26 protein-coding genes are annotated in these 16744 nt (G+C 67.0%); all 26 read right to left on the reverse strand.

The features are described from left to right. Nucleotides 1-18: 18 nt before the first annotated feature. The 26 genes from rplO to rpsL all read right to left on the reverse strand — a co-directional run bounded on the left by rplO (nt 19) and on the right by rpsL (nt 16642). The gene (gene rplO / locus DEJ03_RS01205) at nt 19-483 is read right to left on the reverse strand and encodes a 50S ribosomal protein L15 (RefSeq protein WP_110863216.1); all 465 of its coding nucleotides are present in this window, start codon (nt 481-483) and stop codon (nt 19-21) included. Continuing rightward, the gene (gene rpmD / locus DEJ03_RS01210) at nt 480-665 is read right to left on the reverse strand and encodes a 50S ribosomal protein L30 (protein WP_017885515.1); all 186 of its coding nucleotides are present in this window, start codon (nt 663-665) and stop codon (nt 480-482) included. The genes rplO and rpmD overlap by 4 nt, the downstream gene beginning before the upstream one ends. Then, nucleotides 665-1513, reverse strand: coding sequence for a 30S ribosomal protein S5 (gene rpsE, locus DEJ03_RS01215; RefSeq protein ID WP_071406161.1), 849 nt, complete (start codon nt 1511-1513; stop codon nt 665-667). The genes rpmD and rpsE overlap by 1 nt, the downstream gene beginning before the upstream one ends. Then, a complete protein-coding gene (rplR, locus tag DEJ03_RS01220; RefSeq protein ID WP_027466725.1) occupies nt 1510-1884 on the reverse strand; it encodes a 50S ribosomal protein L18 in 375 nt (124 codons plus the stop codon). Before rplR ends, rpsE begins: the two co-directional genes overlap by 4 nt. Nucleotides 1885-1886: 2 nt before the next feature. Continuing rightward, a complete protein-coding gene (gene rplF / locus DEJ03_RS01225; protein WP_017885518.1) occupies nt 1887-2423 on the reverse strand; it encodes a 50S ribosomal protein L6 in 537 nt (178 codons plus the stop codon). A gap of 6 nt (nt 2424-2429) precedes the next feature. Further along, nucleotides 2430-2828 (reverse strand): 30S ribosomal protein S8, encoded by a 399-nt coding sequence (gene rpsH / locus DEJ03_RS01230; protein ID WP_017885519.1) that lies wholly within the window; start codon nt 2826-2828, stop codon nt 2430-2432. Nucleotides 2829-2981: 153 nt separating this feature from the next. After that, complete coding sequence (gene rplE, locus DEJ03_RS01235; RefSeq protein ID WP_042537502.1) at nt 2982-3572, reverse strand: 50S ribosomal protein L5; 591 nt, start codon at nt 3570-3572, stop codon at nt 2982-2984. Next, nucleotides 3572-3931, reverse strand: coding sequence for a 50S ribosomal protein L24 (gene rplX / locus DEJ03_RS01240; RefSeq protein WP_017885522.1), 360 nt, complete (start codon nt 3929-3931; stop codon nt 3572-3574). Before rplX ends, rplE begins: the two co-directional genes overlap by 1 nt. 3 nt (nt 3932-3934) lie before the next feature. Then, a complete protein-coding gene (gene rplN / locus DEJ03_RS01245) occupies nt 3935-4303 on the reverse strand; it encodes a 50S ribosomal protein L14 (RefSeq protein ID WP_017885523.1) in 369 nt (122 codons plus the stop codon). Nucleotides 4304-4334: 31 nt separating this feature from the next. After that, nucleotides 4335-4619, reverse strand: coding sequence for a 30S ribosomal protein S17 (gene rpsQ, locus DEJ03_RS01250; protein ID WP_017885524.1), 285 nt, complete (start codon nt 4617-4619; stop codon nt 4335-4337). Beyond that, nucleotides 4619-4939 (reverse strand): 50S ribosomal protein L29, encoded by a 321-nt coding sequence (gene rpmC, locus DEJ03_RS01255; protein WP_017885525.1) that lies wholly within the window; start codon nt 4937-4939, stop codon nt 4619-4621. Before rpmC ends, rpsQ begins: the two co-directional genes overlap by 1 nt. Further along, nucleotides 4939-5358 (reverse strand): 50S ribosomal protein L16, encoded by a 420-nt coding sequence (rplP, locus tag DEJ03_RS01260; RefSeq protein WP_017885526.1) that lies wholly within the window; start codon nt 5356-5358, stop codon nt 4939-4941. The genes rpmC and rplP overlap by 1 nt, the downstream gene beginning before the upstream one ends. Nucleotides 5359-5360: 2 nt before the next feature. Beyond that, entirely contained in the window at nt 5361-6173 is an 813-nt protein-coding gene (rpsC, locus tag DEJ03_RS01265; RefSeq protein ID WP_017885527.1) for a 30S ribosomal protein S3, read from the reverse strand. Next, entirely contained in the window at nt 6173-6565 is a 393-nt protein-coding gene (gene rplV, locus DEJ03_RS01270) for a 50S ribosomal protein L22 (protein WP_035809257.1), read from the reverse strand. The genes rpsC and rplV overlap by 1 nt, the downstream gene beginning before the upstream one ends. 25 nt (nt 6566-6590) lie before the next feature. Then, nucleotides 6591-6872, reverse strand: coding sequence for a 30S ribosomal protein S19 (rpsS, locus tag DEJ03_RS01275; RefSeq protein WP_017885529.1), 282 nt, complete (start codon nt 6870-6872; stop codon nt 6591-6593). An 11-nt stretch (nt 6873-6883) separates the two neighbouring features. Beyond that, on the reverse strand, nt 6884-7723 hold the full coding sequence (gene rplB, locus DEJ03_RS01280; protein WP_027466728.1) for a 50S ribosomal protein L2: 840 nt from the start codon (nt 7721-7723) through the stop codon (nt 6884-6886). A gap of 18 nt (nt 7724-7741) precedes the next feature. Next, on the reverse strand, nt 7742-8041 hold the full coding sequence (gene rplW / locus DEJ03_RS01285; RefSeq protein WP_027466729.1) for a 50S ribosomal protein L23: 300 nt from the start codon (nt 8039-8041) through the stop codon (nt 7742-7744). After that, nucleotides 8038-8697: a 50S ribosomal protein L4 gene (rplD, locus tag DEJ03_RS01290; protein WP_027466730.1), complete on the reverse strand. Its 660-nt coding sequence runs from the start codon at nt 8695-8697 to the stop codon at nt 8038-8040. The genes rplW and rplD overlap by 4 nt, the downstream gene beginning before the upstream one ends. 2 nt (nt 8698-8699) lie before the next feature. Beyond that, entirely contained in the window at nt 8700-9356 is a 657-nt protein-coding gene (gene rplC / locus DEJ03_RS01295) for a 50S ribosomal protein L3 (RefSeq protein WP_027466731.1), read from the reverse strand. Nucleotides 9357-9368: 12 nt separating this feature from the next. Next, the gene (rpsJ, locus tag DEJ03_RS01300; RefSeq protein ID WP_017885534.1) at nt 9369-9677 is read right to left on the reverse strand and encodes a 30S ribosomal protein S10; all 309 of its coding nucleotides are present in this window, start codon (nt 9675-9677) and stop codon (nt 9369-9371) included. A 521-nt stretch (nt 9678-10198) separates the two neighbouring features. Then, entirely contained in the window at nt 10199-11026 is an 828-nt protein-coding gene (locus tag DEJ03_RS01305; RefSeq protein WP_084741336.1) for a DarT ssDNA thymidine ADP-ribosyltransferase family protein, read from the reverse strand. An 80-nt stretch (nt 11027-11106) separates the two neighbouring features. Next, on the reverse strand, nt 11107-12084 hold the full coding sequence (locus DEJ03_RS01310; protein WP_027466733.1) for a DNA topoisomerase IB: 978 nt from the start codon (nt 12082-12084) through the stop codon (nt 11107-11109). Nucleotides 12085-12257: 173 nt separating this feature from the next. Beyond that, the gene (gene tuf / locus DEJ03_RS01315) at nt 12258-13445 is read right to left on the reverse strand and encodes an elongation factor Tu (RefSeq protein WP_027466734.1); all 1188 of its coding nucleotides are present in this window, start codon (nt 13443-13445) and stop codon (nt 12258-12260) included. A 147-nt stretch (nt 13446-13592) separates the two neighbouring features. After that, the gene (fusA, locus tag DEJ03_RS01320; protein ID WP_027466735.1) at nt 13593-15710 is read right to left on the reverse strand and encodes an elongation factor G; all 2118 of its coding nucleotides are present in this window, start codon (nt 15708-15710) and stop codon (nt 13593-13595) included. Nucleotides 15711-15797: 87 nt separating this feature from the next. Then, a complete protein-coding gene (rpsG, locus tag DEJ03_RS01325) occupies nt 15798-16268 on the reverse strand; it encodes a 30S ribosomal protein S7 (RefSeq protein WP_017885539.1) in 471 nt (156 codons plus the stop codon). Nucleotides 16269-16273: 5 nt separating this feature from the next. Further along, nucleotides 16274-16642: a 30S ribosomal protein S12 gene (gene rpsL / locus DEJ03_RS01330; protein WP_017885540.1), complete on the reverse strand. Its 369-nt coding sequence runs from the start codon at nt 16640-16642 to the stop codon at nt 16274-16276. Nucleotides 16643-16744 lie beyond the last annotated feature (102 nt).

Consider the following 16744-nt stretch of genomic DNA (forward strand, 5'->3'; position numbering starts at 1 on the left):
ACGGGCCGCCGACGGGGGTTACTGGGAGACGGTGCCGCCAGCAGCCACGATCTTCTCGGCGGCGGACGCCGAGACCTTGTCGACCGTGACCGTGATCTTCACGGTGACGTCACCCTGACCGAGAACCTTGACCTTCTCGTTCTTGCGGACGGCGCCCTTGGCGACCAGGCCCGCAACGGTGACGTCGCCACCATCGGGGTAGAGCTCCGAGATCTTGTCCAGGTTCACGACCTGGTACTCGACCCGGAACGGGTTCTTGAACCCGCGGAGCTTCGGGGTGCGCATGTGCAGCGGCATCTGCCCACCCTCGAAGCCGACCCGGACCTGGTAGCGGGCCTTCGTGCCCTTGGTACCACGCCCAGCGGTCTTGCCCTTCGAGCCCTCACCGCGACCCACACGGGTGCGGTCCTTCTTGGCGCCCTCTGCGGGACGGAGGTGGTGCAGCTTCAGCACCTGCACGCGCTCGTTCTTCTCGTCGCTCATGCGTCGACCTCCTCGACCTTCACGAGGTGCGCCACCGTCGCGATGTACCCGCGGTTCTGGGAGTTGTCCTCACGCTCGACCGAACGGCCGATGCGCTTGAGGCCCAGGCTGCGCAGGGTGTCGCGCTGGTACTGCTTCTCGCTGATAACGGACTTGATCTGCGTGATCTTCAGCATCGCCATCACGCACCTGCCTTCTCGGTCGCGGCACGCAGGGCTGCGGCCTCGGCCTGGAGCAGACGGGCCGGGACGACCCGCTCGACGTCGAGGCCACGACGGCTCGCGACGGCGCGGGGCTCCTCGAGCTGCTTCAGGGCCTCGACGGTCGCGTGCACGATGTTGATGGTGTTCGACGAGCCGAGCGACTTGCTCAGGACGTCGTGGATGCCGGCGCACTCGAGCACGGCGCGGACCGGACCACCGGCGATGACACCGGTACCGGGGCCGGCCGGACGCAGGAGGACGACGCCAGCGGCGGCTTCACCCTGCACCGGGTGCGGGATCGTGTTGCCGACGCGGGGGACGCGGAAGAAGTTCTTCTTCGCCTCTTCGACACCCTTGGAGATCGCCGTGGGGACCTCCTTGGCCTTGCCGTAGCCGACGCCCACGAGGCCGTTGCCGTCACCGACGACGACGAGCGCCGTGAAGCTGAAGCGACGACCACCCTTGACGACCTTCGAGACGCGGTTGATGGTCACCACGCGCTCGAGGAACTGGCTGTCGCCACCGCGGTTGTTGCGGTCGCGGCCCTGCTGACGGTCACGACCGCCACCACGACGGCCACGGTTGTCAGCGGAGTCGCGGTTGTTCGACGCGGAGCCCGCGGCGGTCTCGACCGGACGCTCGGCGACGGCAGGTGCCTCCGCCTCCTTGCCGGTCTTGGCGCCCTCGGTGGTCGCCTCGGCGGTTGCGTCGGTGGCCGTGGCCTCCGTGCTCGCCTCGGTGGTCTCCGTGGTCTCGACAGCCTCGGTCTCCGTGGCCTCGACGGCCTCGGTCTTGGCGTCTTCGTTGGTGTTCGCGTTGTCGCTCACAGGTTCAGCCCTCCTTCACGGGCACCATCGGCGATCGCGGCGACGCGACCGGCGTACTTGCTGCCACCGCGGTCGAAGACCACGGCCTCGACGCCAGCCGACTTCGCGCGCTCGGCGAGGAGCTCACCGACGCGACGGGCCTTGGCGGTCTTGTCGCCGTCGAACGAGCGGAGGTCTGCCTCCATCGTCGAGGCGCTTGCGAGGGTGTGACCCTTCGAGTCGTCGATGACCTGCACGAACACGTGACGCGACGAGCGGGTGACGGCGAGACGGGGACGAGCCTCGGTGCCGGTGATCTTCTTGCGGAGACGGTTGTGACGACGCGCCTTGGCGGCCGCCTTGCTCTTGCCTCGTGTCTTGAGGAGTCCCATGATCACTTACCTGACTTTCCGGCCTTGCGGCGCACGTTCTCGCCGGCGTAACGGACACCCTTGCCCTTGTAGGGCTCGGGCTTCCGGAGCTTCCGGATGTTCGCGGCGACCTCGCCGACAGCCTGCTTGTCGATACCGGCGACGGTGACCTTGTTGTTGCCCTCCACCGCGAAGCTGATGCCCGCCGGCGGCTCGACCGTGATCGAGTGGGAGTACCCGAGGGCAAACTCGAGGTTCGAGCCCTTGGCCGCGACACGGTAACCCGTACCGACGACCTCGAGGCCCTTGGTGTAGCCCTGGGTCACGCCGATGATGTTGTTGGCGATGAGGGTCCGGGTCAGTCCGTGGAGCGAACGCGACTCGCGCTCGTCGTCCGGACGGGTGACGAGGACCTGGTTCTCCTCGACCTTGGCCTGGATGGGCTCCGCGATGACGAGCGCGAGCTCGCCCTTCGGGCCCTTGACCGCCACGTTCTGACCGTCAACGGAGACGGTGACGCCGGCGGGGATGTCGATGGGGAGACGTCCGATTCGTGACATTGTCGATCACCACACGTAGGCGAGGACTTCCCCACCCACGCCCTTCTGCTCGGCTTCGCGGTCGGTCAGGAGGCCGGAGGAGGTCGAGAGGATCGCCACGCCGAGGCCACCGAGGACCTGGGGGATCTCCGTCGACTTCGCGTAGACCCGGAGGCCCGGCTTCGAGACGCGCTTGATGCCGGCGATCGAACGCTCGCGCTCGGGGCCGTACTTCAGGTCGATGGTGAGGGTCTGCCCGACCCGGGCGTCCTCCACCTTCCACTCGCTGATGTAGCCCTCACGCTTGAGGATGTCGGCGATGTTCTTCTTGAGCTTGGAGCTCGGGAGCGCGACTGCGTCGTGGTGCGCGGAGTTCGCGTTCCGCAATCTGGTCAGCATGTCTGCGACCGGATCGGTCATCGTCATGATGTTCGTCCATTTCTCGCCTGGTTTCGACACCCGTTCCACGAATGCCGACCTGAGCGATCGAGTGATCCCGGGGCGGTTCCCCGAGATCGGTGTGTTCGTGCGTGCGGGCCGGAGGACGTGAATCCTCCGGCCCGCACCGCCCGAAGTAGTTTAGACCGTCTGCTCGTTGGAGCGGAACGGGAAGCCGAGCTGGCGGAGCAGCGCGCGTCCCTCGTCGTCCGTCTTCGCGGTGGTGACGACAGTGATGTCGAAGCCGCGGACACGGTCGATGCGGTCCTGGTCGATCTCGTGGAACACGGACTGCTCCGTGAGACCGAACGTGTAGTTGCCGTTGCCGTCGAACTGCTTGTCGCTGAGACCGCGGAAGTCGCGGATGCGGGGCAGTGCGAGCGTCACCAGGCGGTCCAGGAACTCCCACGCGCGGTCACCACGGAGGGTGACGTGCGCGCCGATGGCCTGACCCTCGCGCAGCTTGAACTGTGCGATGGACTTGCGGGCGATGTTGACCTGGGGCTTCTGACCCGTGATCGCCGTGAGGTCCTTGATGGCCCCCTCGATGATCTTGGAGTCACGAGCGGCCTCGCCGACACCGGTGTTCACGACGACCTTGACCAGGCCGGGGACCTGGTTGACGTTCGCGTAACCGAACTGCTCGGTGAGGGCCGTCTTGATCTCGGCCAGGTACTTCTGCTTGAGGCGCGGCTGGATCTTGCCAGCGGGCGCAGCAGTCGTGTCAGTCATCAGAGCTTCTCACCAGACTTCTTCGCGTAGCGGACACGGACGGTCTTCTTGACGCCGTCCTTCTCCACCTCTTCGGTGCGGAAGCCGACACGCGTCGGCTTCTTCGTCTTCGGGTCGACGAGTGCGACGTTCGAGACGTGGATCGAGGCTTCGTGCTGCTCGATGCCACCGGTCTTCGAACCACGCTGCGTCTGACCGACGCGGACGTGCTTCGTGACGAAGTTCACGCCCTCGACGACGACGCGGTTCTTGTCCTTGAGGACCTCGATGACCTTGCCCTGCTTGCCACGGTCGCCGCCACGCTCCTGCGTCGCGCCCGTGATGACCTGGACGAGGTCACCCTTCTTGATGTTCGCCATGGCTTACAGCACCTCCGGCGCGAGCGAGATGATCTTCATGAACTTCTTGTCACGGAGCTCGCGACCGACCGGACCGAAGATGCGCGTACCGCGCGGGTCGCCGTCGGCCTTGAGGATCACTGCCGCGTTCTCGTCGAACTTGATGTAGGAGCCGTCCTGACGACGGGTCTCCTTCTTGGTGCGAACGATGACTGCCTTGACGACGTCACCCTTCTTCACGTTGCCGCCGGGGATGGCGTCCTTCACCGTGGCGACGATGACGTCACCGAGACCGGCGTAGCGACGACCCGAGCCACCGAGCACGCGGATGGTCAAGATCTCCTTGGCACCCGTGTTGTCGGCGACCTTCAGGCGGGATTCCTGCTGAATCACTGCTGTCTCCTATTCCGAAGCAGGCCGAGGCCTACTTGGCCTTCTCGAGGATCTCGACCAGGCGCCAGCGCTTGGACGCGCTGAGGGGACGGGTCTCGCTGATCACGACGAGGTCGCCGACACCAGCGGTGCCGAGCTCGTCGTGGGCCTTCACCTTGGACGTGCGACGGATGATCTTGCCGTAGAGCGCGTGCTTCACGCGGTCCTCGACCTCGACCACGATGGTCTTGTCCATCTTGTCGCTCGTCACGTAGCCGCGACGCGTCTTGCGGTAGCCGCGAGTGAGGGCGGCGGAGTTCTTCTCTTCGTTCGCCATTACTTCTCCTCGGCGGTCTCGGCCTCGGTCGACTCGGCCGGCTTGTCAGCCTTCTTCGTCGTCTTCTTGGCCTTGGGGGCGGTCTCGACGGGCGCGGGAGTGGCACGGATGCCGAGCTCGCGCTCGCGGAGGACGGTGTAGATGCGGGCGATGTCGCGCTTGACGGCACGGAGACGACCGTGGCTCTCCAGCTGGCCGGTGGCCGACTGGAAGCGGAGGTTGAAGAGTTCCTCCTTGGCCTTCTTCAGCTCGTCAGCGAGACGCTCGTTCTCGAACGTGTCGAGCTCCGTCGGACGGAGCTCCTTGGAACCGATCGCCATTATGCGTCGCCCTCCTCGCGCTTGATGATGCGTGCCTTGAGGGGCAGCTTGTGGATTGCACGAGTCAACGCCTCACGGGCGATCTCCTCGCTGACGCCGGAGAGCTCGAAGAGCACCCGGCCCGGCTTCACGTTCGCGACCCACCACTCGGGCGAACCCTTACCGGAACCCATGCGGGTCTCGGCGGGCTTCTTGGTCAGCGGACGGTCCGGGTAGATGTTGATCCAGACCTTGCCACCACGCTTGATGTGACGCGTCATGGCGATACGAGCGGACTCGATCTGACGGTTGGTCACGTACGCCGGGGTGAGGGCCTGGATGCCGTAGTCGCCGAAGCTGACCTTGGTACCACCGGTGGCCTGACCCGAACGCTTCGGGTGGTGCTGCTTGCGGTGCTTGACTCGACGGGGAATAAGCATGGTTACGCCTCAACTCCTGCGCCGGCCGGCGCGTCCTGCGGGGCCTGCTGCGGACGACGGTCACCGCGGTCGCCGCCACGACGGTCGCCGCCACGGTCGCCACGCTCACCGCGCGGGCCGCCACGACGCTCCGGGCGCGACGAACGCTGGTTCGCCTGCTCGCGAGCGAGCTCCTTGTTCGTGATGTCGCCCTTGTAGATCCAGACCTTCACGCCGATGCGGCCGAACGTGGTCCGGGCCTCGTAGAAGCCGTAGTCGATGTTCGCGCGGAGCGTGTGCAGCGGCACACGGCCCTCGCGGTAGAACTCCGAACGCGACATCTCGGCGCCGCCGAGACGACCCGACACCTGGATGCGGACACCCTTGGCGCCGGCGCGCTGTGCACCCTGCAGGCCCTTGCGCATGGCGCGACGGAACGCGACACGAGCGGAGAGCTGCTCGGCGATGCCCTGCGCGACGAGCTGGGCCTCGGTCTCGGGGTTCTTGACCTCGAGGATGTTCAGCTGGATCTGCTTCTTGGTGAGCTTCTCGAGCTCACCGCGAACGCGCTCCGCCTCGGCGCCGCGGCGGCCGATGACGATGCCCGGACGAGCCGTGTGGATGTCCACGCGGACACGGTCACGGGTGCGCTCGAGCTCGATGCGTGCGACGCCGGCGCGGTCGAGGGTCTTCTTCAGGTACTCGCGCACCTTGATGTCCTCGGCCACGTAGTCGGCGTAGCGCTGACCGGCCTTCTTGCTGTCGGTGAACCAGTGCGAGACGTGGTCCGTCGTGATCCCGAGACGGAAGCCGTACGGGTTGACCTTCTGGCCCATTACTTGCTCGCCTTCTTGCTCGTCGCGGCAACCTCGGCCTCGTCGGGCGTCGCGAGGACGACCGTGATGTGGCTGGTGCGCTTGTTGATGCGGAAGGCGCGGCCCTGGGCGCGCGGCTGGAACCGCTTCAGGGTCGTGCCCTCGTCGACGAAGACGCGGCTCACGTAGAGGTCGCGCTCGTCGAGGAAGCTGTTCGTCGAGTCAGCCTTGACCCGTGCGTTCGCGATCGCCGAGGCGACCAGCTTGTACACGGGCTCCGAAGCGCCCTGGGGGGCGAACTTCAGGATGGCGAGGGCCTCGTGGGCCTGCTTGCCGCGGATCAGCTCGATGACGCGACGGGCCTTCTGAGGCGTGACGCGGATGTGTCGCACGCGTGCGATCGACTCCACCATTTCGTTCCTCCTCTGCGTCGCCGCCTCAGCGGCGACGGCCCTTCTTGTCGTCCTTCACGTGACCACGGAAGGTGCGGGTCGGCGCGAACTCGCCGAGCTTGTGACCGACCATCGACTCGGTGACGAACACCGGGATGTGCTTGCGGCCGTCGTGGACGGCGATCGTGTGCCCGAGCATGTTCGGGACGATCATCGACCGACGCGACCACGTACGGATCACGTTCTTGGTGTTGGCCTCGTTCTGCGTGACGACCTTGCGGAGCAGGTGCTCGTCGACGAAGGGGCCCTTCTTCAGACTGCGTGGCATCTTCTGAACTCCTACTTGCGCTTCTTGCCGGCGTTACGGCGACGGACGATGAGCTTGTCGCTCGGCTTGTTCGGCTTGCGCGTACGGCCCTCGGACTGACCCCAGGGGCTGACCGGGTGACGACCACCGGACGTCTTGCCCTCACCACCACCGTGCGGGTGGTCGACCGGGTTCATGGCGACACCACGGACGGTCGGGCGGACGCCCTTCCAGCGCATGCGGCCGGCCTTGCCCCAGTTGATGTTCGACTGCTCGGCGTTGCCGACCTCGCCGATGGTGGCGCGGCAGCGTGCGTCGACGTTGCGGACCTCGCCCGACGGCAGACGGAGCTGCGCGTAGGGGCCGTCCTTGGCGACGAGACGCACCGAGGCGCCGGCGGAGCGAGCCATCTTGGCGCCGCCACCGGGGCGGAGCTCGATGGCGTGCACGACGGTACCCACGGGGATGTTGCGCAGCGGCAGGTTGTTGCCGGGCTTGATGTCGGCGCCGGGGCCCTGCTCGATGACGTCGCCCTGCTTCAGCTTGTTCGGCGCGATGATGTACCGCTTCGTGCCGTCCACGTAGTGCAGGAGCGCGATGCGCGCAGTGCGGTTGGGGTCGTACTCGATGTGCGCGACCTTGGCGTCGACGCCGTCCTTGTCGGAGCGACGGAAGTCGATCACGCGGTACTGGCGCTTGTGGCCACCACCGATGTGACGCGTGGTGATACGGCCGGAGCTGTTGCGACCACCGGTCTTCGGCAGCGGACGAAGCAGTGACTTCTCCGGAGTCGAACGGGTGATCTCAGCGAAGTCGGCGACCGACGAGCCGCGACGACCGGGGGTCGTCGGCTTGTAGTTACGAATAGCCATGATTTATCCCTCTGGTCCTCAGCCGACAGCCGTGAAGATGTCGATCGAACCGGACTTGAGCGTCACGATGGCGCGCTTGGTGTCCTTGCGCTTGCCGAGACCGAACTTGGTGCGACGGGTCTTGCCCGGGCGGTTCAGCGTGTTGATGCTCGCGACCTTGACGTCGAAGATCTTCTCGATGGCGAGCTTGATCTCGGTCTTGTTCGAGCGGGGGTCCACGATGAACGTGTACTTGCCCTGGTCGATGAGCGCGTAGCTCTTCTCCGAGACGACCGGCGAGATGATGACGTCGCGCGGGTCCTTGTTGAAGCCGCTCATGCGGTGATCTCCTTCGCGGTCTTCGACGCGATGAAGGCGTCGAGGGCGCTCTTGCTGAAGACGACGGCGTCCGAACGCAGCACGTCGTAGGCGTTGAGCTGGCCGTACGAGAGCGCGTGGACGTTCGACAGGTTGCGGATCGACTTGAGCGTCAGCTCGTCGTCCGTCTCGAGCACGACGAGCACGTTCTTGACGGGCGCGACCTTCTCGAGGAGCGTGCGGGCGGTCTTGGTCGACGGCAGTTCAGCCGCGACGAAGCCCTCCACAGCGGAGATGCGGCCACCGCGGGCGCGGTCCGAGAGCGAGCCGAGCAGAGCAGCGGCGATCATCTTCTTCGGGGTGCGCTGCGAGTAGTCGCGCGGGGTCGGTCCGTGGACGACGCCACCGCCGGTGTGCTCCGGAGCACGGACGGAACCCTGACGGGCGCGGCCGGTGCCCTTCTGCTTGAACGGCTTGCGACCGGCACCGCGGACTTCGCCACGGTTCTTGGTCTTGTGGGTGCCCTGACGCGCGGCTGCGAGCTGCGCGGTGACGACCTGGTGGATCAGCGGGACGTTGGTCTCGACGTCGAAGAGAGCTGCGGGGAGCTCGACGGTGCCGGACTTGGCACCCGATGCGTCGAGGACGTCGATCGTGGTTGCGGTCGTGGTGGCCATGATCACTTACCCTTCACGGCGGTGCGGACGAAGACGGAGCGGCCACGAGCACCGGGGACGGCGCCCTTGACGAGCAGCAGACCCTTCTCGGCGTCGACGGCGTGCACCGTGAGGTTGAGGACGGTCACGCGGTCGCCACCCATACGACCAGCCATGCGCATGCCCTTGAAGACGCGCGACGGGGTCGAGGAAGCACCGATCGAGCCGGGCTTGCGGTGGTTGCGGTGCGCACCGTGCGAGGCGCCGACGCCGTGGAAGCCGTGGCGCTTCATGACACCGGCGAAGCCCTTGCCCTTGGAGGTACCGACGACGTCGACCTTCTGGCCCGCCGTGAACGTGCCGTCCACGGTGAGCTCCTGGCCGAGCGTGTACTCAGCGGAGTCGTTGGTACGGATCTCGGTGAGGGTGCGACGCGGGGTCACGCCAGCGGCCTCGAAGTGGCCAGCGGCCGGCTTGTTGACCTTGCGCGGGTCGATGGCACCGGCGGCGATCTGGATCGCCTCGTAGCCGTCGCGCTCAGCGTTGCGGATCTGGGTGACCACGTTCGGGCCGACCTCGATGACGGTGACGGGGATGAACTTGTTGTTCTCGTCCCACACCTGGGTCATCCCGAGCTTCTTGCCGAGGAGGCCCTTGACGGTCTTGGTTGAGTTCGCCATTGGTCAGCCCCCTTACAGCTTGATCTCGATGTTGACGTCTGCCGGCAGGTCGAGTCGCATGAGCGAGTCCACGGCCTTCGGCGTCGGGTCGACGATGTCGATGACCCGCTTGTGCGTGCGCTTCTCGAAGTGCTCGCGCGAGTCCTTGTACTTGTGAGGGGAACGGATCACTGCGATCACGTTCTTCTCGGTGGGGAGCGGCACCGGGCCGACCACGGTTGCACCGGCACGGGTCACCGTGTCGACGATCTTCCGGGCCGACGTGTCGATGACCTCGTGGTCATACGACTTGAGCCGGATGCGGATCTTCTGTCCCGCCATGTGTCTCTTGTCCTCTCTGCGCCGCGCACCCTCTGGCCGCCTGACGCCGCTCGGTTCCGCATTCCTGCGGACCGTGCTGTTTTCCTGAACCAACCGGCCGCATCCACTGGGGATGACCGCTGTTCACCTGTCAACCTCGCGGGCGACCGTGGCCGTCCAGCGTGGGCAATCGACTGCCTCGTGCTCCGGGCGCAGCAGTGGTACACCGCGTCCGTCACCCTTCGGGGAGTCGTGTTCTGCTGCCTGCGGCCCAACCCAGCCCTGCTGAACAAGGGGGTTGTGCACTGCCAGAGCAGTGATCCTGTGGGCGTACACCCACGGGGAATTCGGAACCGGACAAGTCTCGCATAGCCCCGGCCCACGTGCAACCCGGGCGTGTCGCGAATTACCGGGCGTGTCCCGCGGGCTCGCTTGCCCGGATCCACGCGGATCGGACGGCCTGGAGGCCCGGCTCGGCCCCGCAACGCGACGCACCCTCCGGACGGGGTCCGGAGGGTGCGTCGACACGGGTCAGGAGACCGTCACTCGGCGGTCACCGGGGGCACGAACCACGGCGGGAAGACGGCCACTCGCGGAGCGTGTCCACCGTGGTCGGCGAGCACGGCGCGGACGGTCTGCCGGGCCTTGTCGTTCGGCACGCCGATGACCGCGACCGACGTGAACGGCACACTCGGACCGGCGAGCAGCTCGAGGCCGTGCATCTCCGGGTCCGTGAAGTCGGTGCGACGGATCAGGTTCGTGCCGGCGTCGGGACCGACGGCGAACCGGACGTCGTCGGCGTCGGCGTCCTGGTCGGCGACGATCACCGAGGCACCGAACGCGGAGACCGGCACGACGAGCACGACGTAGTCGATCGCCCGGGTGCGGCGGGCGGCGTCCGACCAGCGCTCGCCCTCGGCGCCCGTACGGAGCTCGTCCCAGCGGGTGGCGTCGGGCGACAGCGTGAACGGCACGTGGCCGGCGATCGAGGAGCCGTCGGGCGCCTCGGCCTCGGCGCGGGCGGCGCGGGTGTCGGCGGAACTGACGTCCACGACCGGCTCGGCCTGGTCGGACGCCAGGATCGCGCCGGCGCCGACGATGCCGTCGAGGTTGTCGATGTGGGTGACGTGGTGGGCGCGGAGCGCTGCGAACTCACGTGCTTCGGGCAGGTCGGCGGACGACGAACGGAGCGACGTCGGCGACCGGAGCGACGTCCCGGGCCCGGAGGCCGGCGGGTCGACGCGCAGGTTGGTGGTGATGCGGGTCCGGCGGGGTGCCGGGGTGGCTGGGATTTCCGACGCCTCGCGCTGCCGGGGTGCGCAGATGTCGCAGAGCTCGGTGGGGAATCCGTGGATGCACTCGTCGGTCACGACTGTTGTGGGTCCTTCCGTGCCGTGTGGGGGTGGTCCGGCACGTCGACCAACGCTACGTCATCCGGACGGCCCCCGGGTCATTGTCGGTAGAGCAGCGCCCGGACCTCGGCCTCGGCGGACGCCAGGCGGTTCGGATCGATGGTCTCCCCGTGGTCGTACGCGTCGAGCAACCGGGGGTCGATGTAGCTCTGTCGGCACACCGTCGGGGTGTTGCCGAGCTCGTCGCTGGCGGCCTTCACGGCGTGCGAGACGGCCTTCTTCCGCTTGGCCTGGGACGACTGCGGTCCGGTCTTCGCCAGGTCGACCGCGGCCGCGACCGTGCCGTGCAGGGTCCGGAAGTCCTTCGCGGTGAACTCGTCGCCCGCACGTTCCTTCACGTAGGCGTTGATGTCCTCGGCGGAGAGCGGCTCCCACTCCGCACCGCGACGCTCGCGGAACGAGAGCAACCGCGCGTTGGGCCCGCGACGCTTCATGCCGGCGATGACCCGCGCGAGGTCGTGGTCGTGGATCGACGACGACCACTCCTGCCCGCTCTTGCCGGGGAAGTCGAGCTCGATGTCGTCGCCCGACACGTGGGCGTGCGCGCACAGCAGCGTGGACAGCCCCCGACTGCCATGCTCGGTGGCGTACCGCTCGGACCCGACCCGGAGGGACCCCTGATCGAGCATGCGGAACGCTGCGGCCAGCGCACGGCGGCGGTCCGGCTCGGGGCGACGGAGGTCCTGCGTGACACCGCGGCGGGCGACCGGCAACGACTCGGCCAGTGCCAGCGCACGGTCGTACTTGATCCGGTCCATCCGTTCACGCCAGGACGGGTGGTACATGTACTGGCGGCGCCCCGCACCGTCCGTGCCCGTCGCCAGGATGTGGCCGTTCTCGTACGGGGAGATCCAGACGTCGTCCCACGCCGGCGGGATCACGAACTCCTCGAGCCGACGGCGTTCGTCCGGGTCCGTCACGGTGTTGCCGTCGGGATCGCGGAACGAGAAACCGCGTCCGGAACGGACGCGGTGGTAGCCGCGACCGGAGGTCGCGGATCTGCGGAGACGGGTCACGCGATCGAGCCAACTCCGTGACGCCTGTGACGGGTCACGGGGCGGACAGGAGGCCCGTGGCGGGCCCCGCCCCGGGCCTCCTGTCCGGCGCCCTGTACGGCCCGCCAGTGGCGCCGTACGGCGAAGCGGGGCCGGGCCCGAAGGCCCGACCCCGCTGTCGCAAGGAACCGGAGCTACTTGATGATCTTCTCGACCGTACCGGCACCGACCGTACGACCACCCTCACGGATGGCGAAACGGAGGCCCTCTTCCATGGCGATCGGCTGGATCAGCTCGACCGTCATGGCGACGGTGTCACCGGGCATGACCATCTCGGTGCCCTCGGGCAGCGTGATGACGCCGGTGACGTCCGTGGTGCGGAAGTAGAACTGCGGGCGGTAGTTCGCGTAGAACGGGTTGTGACGCCCACCCTCGTCCTTGGTCAGAATGTACGCGTTCGCCTGGAACTCGGTGTGCGGCGTGACCGAACCCGGCTTCACGACGACCTGGCCGCGCTCCACGTCCTCGCGCTTGAGGCCACGGATGAGCAGACCGGTGTTGTCACCGGCGACCGCCTGGTCGAGCAGCTTGCGGAACATCTCGATGCCCGTGACGGTGGTCTTCTGCGTCGCGCGGATGCCGACGATCTCGACCTCGGCGTTCAGGTTGAGCGTGCCACGCTCGACGCGACCGGTGACGACCGTGCCACGACCGGTGATCGTGAAGACGTCCTCGATCGGCATCAGGAACGGCTGGTCGGTGGCGCGCACCGGGTCCGGCACGTGCTCGTCGACCTGGGCCATGAGGTCCTGGACCGACTTGACCCACTTCTCGTCGCCCTCGAGCGCCTTGAGCGCCGAGACCTGCACGACGGGGGCGTCCTCGTCGAACTGCTGCGAGCCGAGGAGCTCGCGGACCTCGAGCTCGACGAGCTCCAGGATCTCCTCGTCGTCCACCATGTCGGACTTGTTCAGTGCGACGACGATGTAGGGGACGCCGACCTGGCGGGCGAGCAGGACGTGCTCACGCGTCTGGGGCATCGGGCCGTCGGTGGCGGCGACCACGAGGATCGCGCCGTCCATCTGTGCCGCACCCGTGATCATGTTCTTCACGTAGTCGGCGTGACCGGGGGCGTCGACGTGCGCGTAGTGACGCTTCTCGGTCTGGTACTCGACGTGCGAGATGTTGATCGTGATGCCGCGCTGGCGCTCCTCGGGAGCGTTGTCGATCTGCGCGAAGTCGCGGGCCTCGTTGAGGTCCGGGTACTGGTCGTGCAGAACCTTGGTGATCGCCGCCGTGAGCGTGGTCTTGCCGTGGTCGACGTGACCGATGGTTCCGATGTTGACGTGCGGCTTGGTGCGCTCGAACTTGGCCTTGGCCACTGTGGGTCCTCCTCAGGACTCGGAAGCGTCACCCCCGGCCGGCCCTGGATGGGCTCGGGACCGTTGGTGCGCGGTGTGTGTCTGTACTTTACTTGGTGGCGAGGGGCCCGTCGCCGGGCGCCCCCGCCTGTGGAGAAGCGCTGAGCGCTACTCCCCCGCGTTCTTCGCGATGATCTCCTCGGCGACCTTGGCCGGGACCTGGCTGTAGGTCTCGAAGGTCATCGAGTAGACCGCACGACCAGAGGTCTTCGACCGCAGGTCGCCGACGTAGCCGAACATCTCGGACAGCGGCACGCTCGCGCGGACCACCTTGACGCCCGAGGCGTCCTCCATCGAGGCGATCTGGCCACGACGGGAGTTCAGGTCACCGATGACGTCGCCCATGTACTCCTCAGGAGTACGGACCTCGACGGCCATGATCGGCTCGAGGATCGCCGGACCGGCCTTGCGAGCCGCTTCCTTGTAGGCGATCGAGCCGGCGATCTTGAACGCCATCTCGGACGAGTCGACGTCGTGCGCCGCGCCGTCCTTGAGGATGGCCTTCACGCCGACCGTCGGGTAGCCCGCGAGGATGCCGACCTGCATGGCGTCCTGGATACCGGCGTCGACCGACGGGATGTACTCGCGCGGGACACGGCCACCGGAGGTCGCGTTGACGAACTCGTAGACCTTCTCGCTCGTGACCTCCATCGGCTCGAGCGCGATCTGCACCTTCGCGAACTGGCCGGAACCACCGGTCTGCTTCTTGTGGGTGTAGTCGTAGCGCTCGACGATCTTGGTGAGCGTCTCGCGGTAAGCCACCTGGGGCTTGCCGACGCTCGCCTCGACGTGGAACTCACGCTTCATGCGGTCGACGAGGATGTCGAGGTGGAGCTCGCCCATGCCCTTGATCGTCGTCTGACCGGTCTCGGCGTTGAGCTCGACGCGGAACGTCGGGTCCTCTTCGGCGAGCTTCTGGATGGCCGTGGAGAGCTTCTCCTGGTCGGCCTTCGTGTTCGGCTCGATGGCGACCTCGATGACCGGCTCCGGGAACGTCATCGACTCGAGGACGACCTGGTTGGTCGGGTCGCACAGGGTGTCACCGGTGGTGGTGTCCTTGAGGCCGATGACCGCGTAGATGTGGCCAGCGGTCACGTTGGCGACCGGGTTCTCCTTGTTGGAGTGCATCTGGAAGATCTTGCCGATGCGCTCCTTCTTGCCCTTGGTCGAGTTGATGACCTGGGCACCGGACTCGATCGAGCCGGAGTAGACGCGCACGTAGGTCAGACGACCGAAGAACGGGTGCACCGCGACCTTGAACGCGAGGGCCGAGAACGGCTCCGACGCGTCGGGCTTGCGGATGATCTCCTTCTCCTCGTCCTTGACGTCGTGGCCGATCATCGGCGGCACGTCGAGCGGGGACGGGAGGTAGTCGATGACGGCGTCGAGCATCGGCTGGACACCACGGTTCTTGAACGCGGAACCGCAGAGGACCGGGTAGAGCGTGCTGCTCACCGTGAGGGCACGGATGGCTGCCTTGATCTCGGCGACCGAGAAGTCGGTGTCGCCCTCGAGGTAGCGCTCCATGAGGACGTCGTCCGCCTCGGCCACGCGCTCGATGAGCTTCTCGCGGTACTCGGCGGCGCGGTCCTGCAGGTCGGCCGGGATCTCTTCGATCTCGTACTTCGCGCCCATCGCGACGTCACCCTTGGCGTCGCCGCGCCAGGTGAGTGCACGCATCTGGACGAGGTCGACGACGCCTTCGAACGAGCTCTCGGAGCCGATCGGCAGCTGGAGCACGAGGGGCTCCGCGCCGAGGCGGTTCACGATGGTGTCGACGGTGTAGTAGAAGTCGGCGCCCAGCTTGTCCATCTTGTTGACGAAGCAGATGCGCGGGACGTCGTACTTGTCGGCCTGACGCCAGACGGTCTCGGACTGGGGCTCGACGCCCTCCTTGCCGTCGAAGACGGCGACCGCACCGTCGAGGACGCGGAGCGAACGCTCCACCTCGACCGTGAAGTCCACGTGACCGGGGGTGTCGATGATGTTGATCTGGTTGTTGTCCCAGAAGCAGGTCGTCGCGGCCGACGTGATCGTGATGCCGCGCTCCTGCTCCTGCGCCATCCAGTCCATCGTGGCAGCGCCGTCGTGGACCTCACCGATCTTGTGCGTGATGCCCGTGTAGAACAGGATGCGCTCGGTCGTCGTGGTCTTGCCGGCATCGATGTGCGCCATGATGCCGATGTTGCGGACCTTGTTCAGGTCGGTGAGCACGTCCTGTGCCACAGGGTTCCTCCGGAAGAGTTGTAGGAGAGGTTGGCGGCCGTCCGGGCGCCGGGGTTCTTGACCACCGGCGCCCGGACGGTGCCGGGACTACCAGCGGTAGTGGGCGAAGGCCTTGTTCGACTCGGCCATCTTGTGCGTGTCCTCGCGGCGCTTGACCGCGGCACCGAGACCGTTCGACGCGTCGAGGATCTCGTTCATGAGACGCTCGGTCATCGTCTTCTCGCGACGGGCCTTGGCGTACGAGGTGAGCCAACGGAGCGCGAGGGTGTTCGCGCGGTGCGGCTTGACCTCGACCGGGACCTGGTAGGTCGAGCCACCGACGCGGCGGCTACGGACCTCGAGAGTCGGACGGACGTTGTCGAGCGCCTTCTTCAGCGTCACGACGGCGTCCTGCTGGTTCTTGGCGGAAACGCCCTCGAGTGCACCGTAGACGATGCGCTCGGCGAGGCCCTTCTTGCCGTCGAGCAGGATCTTGTTGACGAGCTGGCTGACGATCGGCGCACCGTAGACCGGGTCGGCGACGACGGGACGCTTGGGGGCGGGACCCTTACGAGGCATCTAACTCAACCCTTCTTCGCGCCGTAGCGGCTACGAGCCTGCTTACGGTTCTTGACTGCCTGGGTGTCCAGGGCGCCACGGATGATCTTGTACCGCACACCCGGGAGGTCCTTCACACGACCGCCGCGGACGAGCACCATCGAGTGCTCCTGGAGGTTGTGGCCCTCACCGGGGATGTAGGCCGTGACCTCGGTGCCGTTCGAGAGCTTGACACGAGCGACCTTGCGCAGTGCCGAGTTCGGCTTCTTGGGGGTGGTGGTGTAGACGCGGGTGCACACACCACGCTGCTGGGGGTTCGCCTTCAGGGCGGGCGCCTTGGTCTTGGTGACCTTCGGCGTACGACCCTTGCGAACCAGCTGCTGAATAGTAGGCAACTGTTCTCCTGGTTCTTCGCTCGTGCTCTCTGGCCGGCGCGTTCCGCCGGCTTCCTCGTCCCACGCTGAGCACCGCCGGACGGCGGGTGTTCGAGTGGGGGA

Source organism: Curtobacterium sp. MCLR17_043 (assembly GCF_003224215.1).
In the GTDB taxonomy this organism is placed as follows: domain Bacteria; phylum Actinomycetota; class Actinomycetes; order Actinomycetales; family Microbacteriaceae; genus Curtobacterium; species Curtobacterium flaccumfaciens.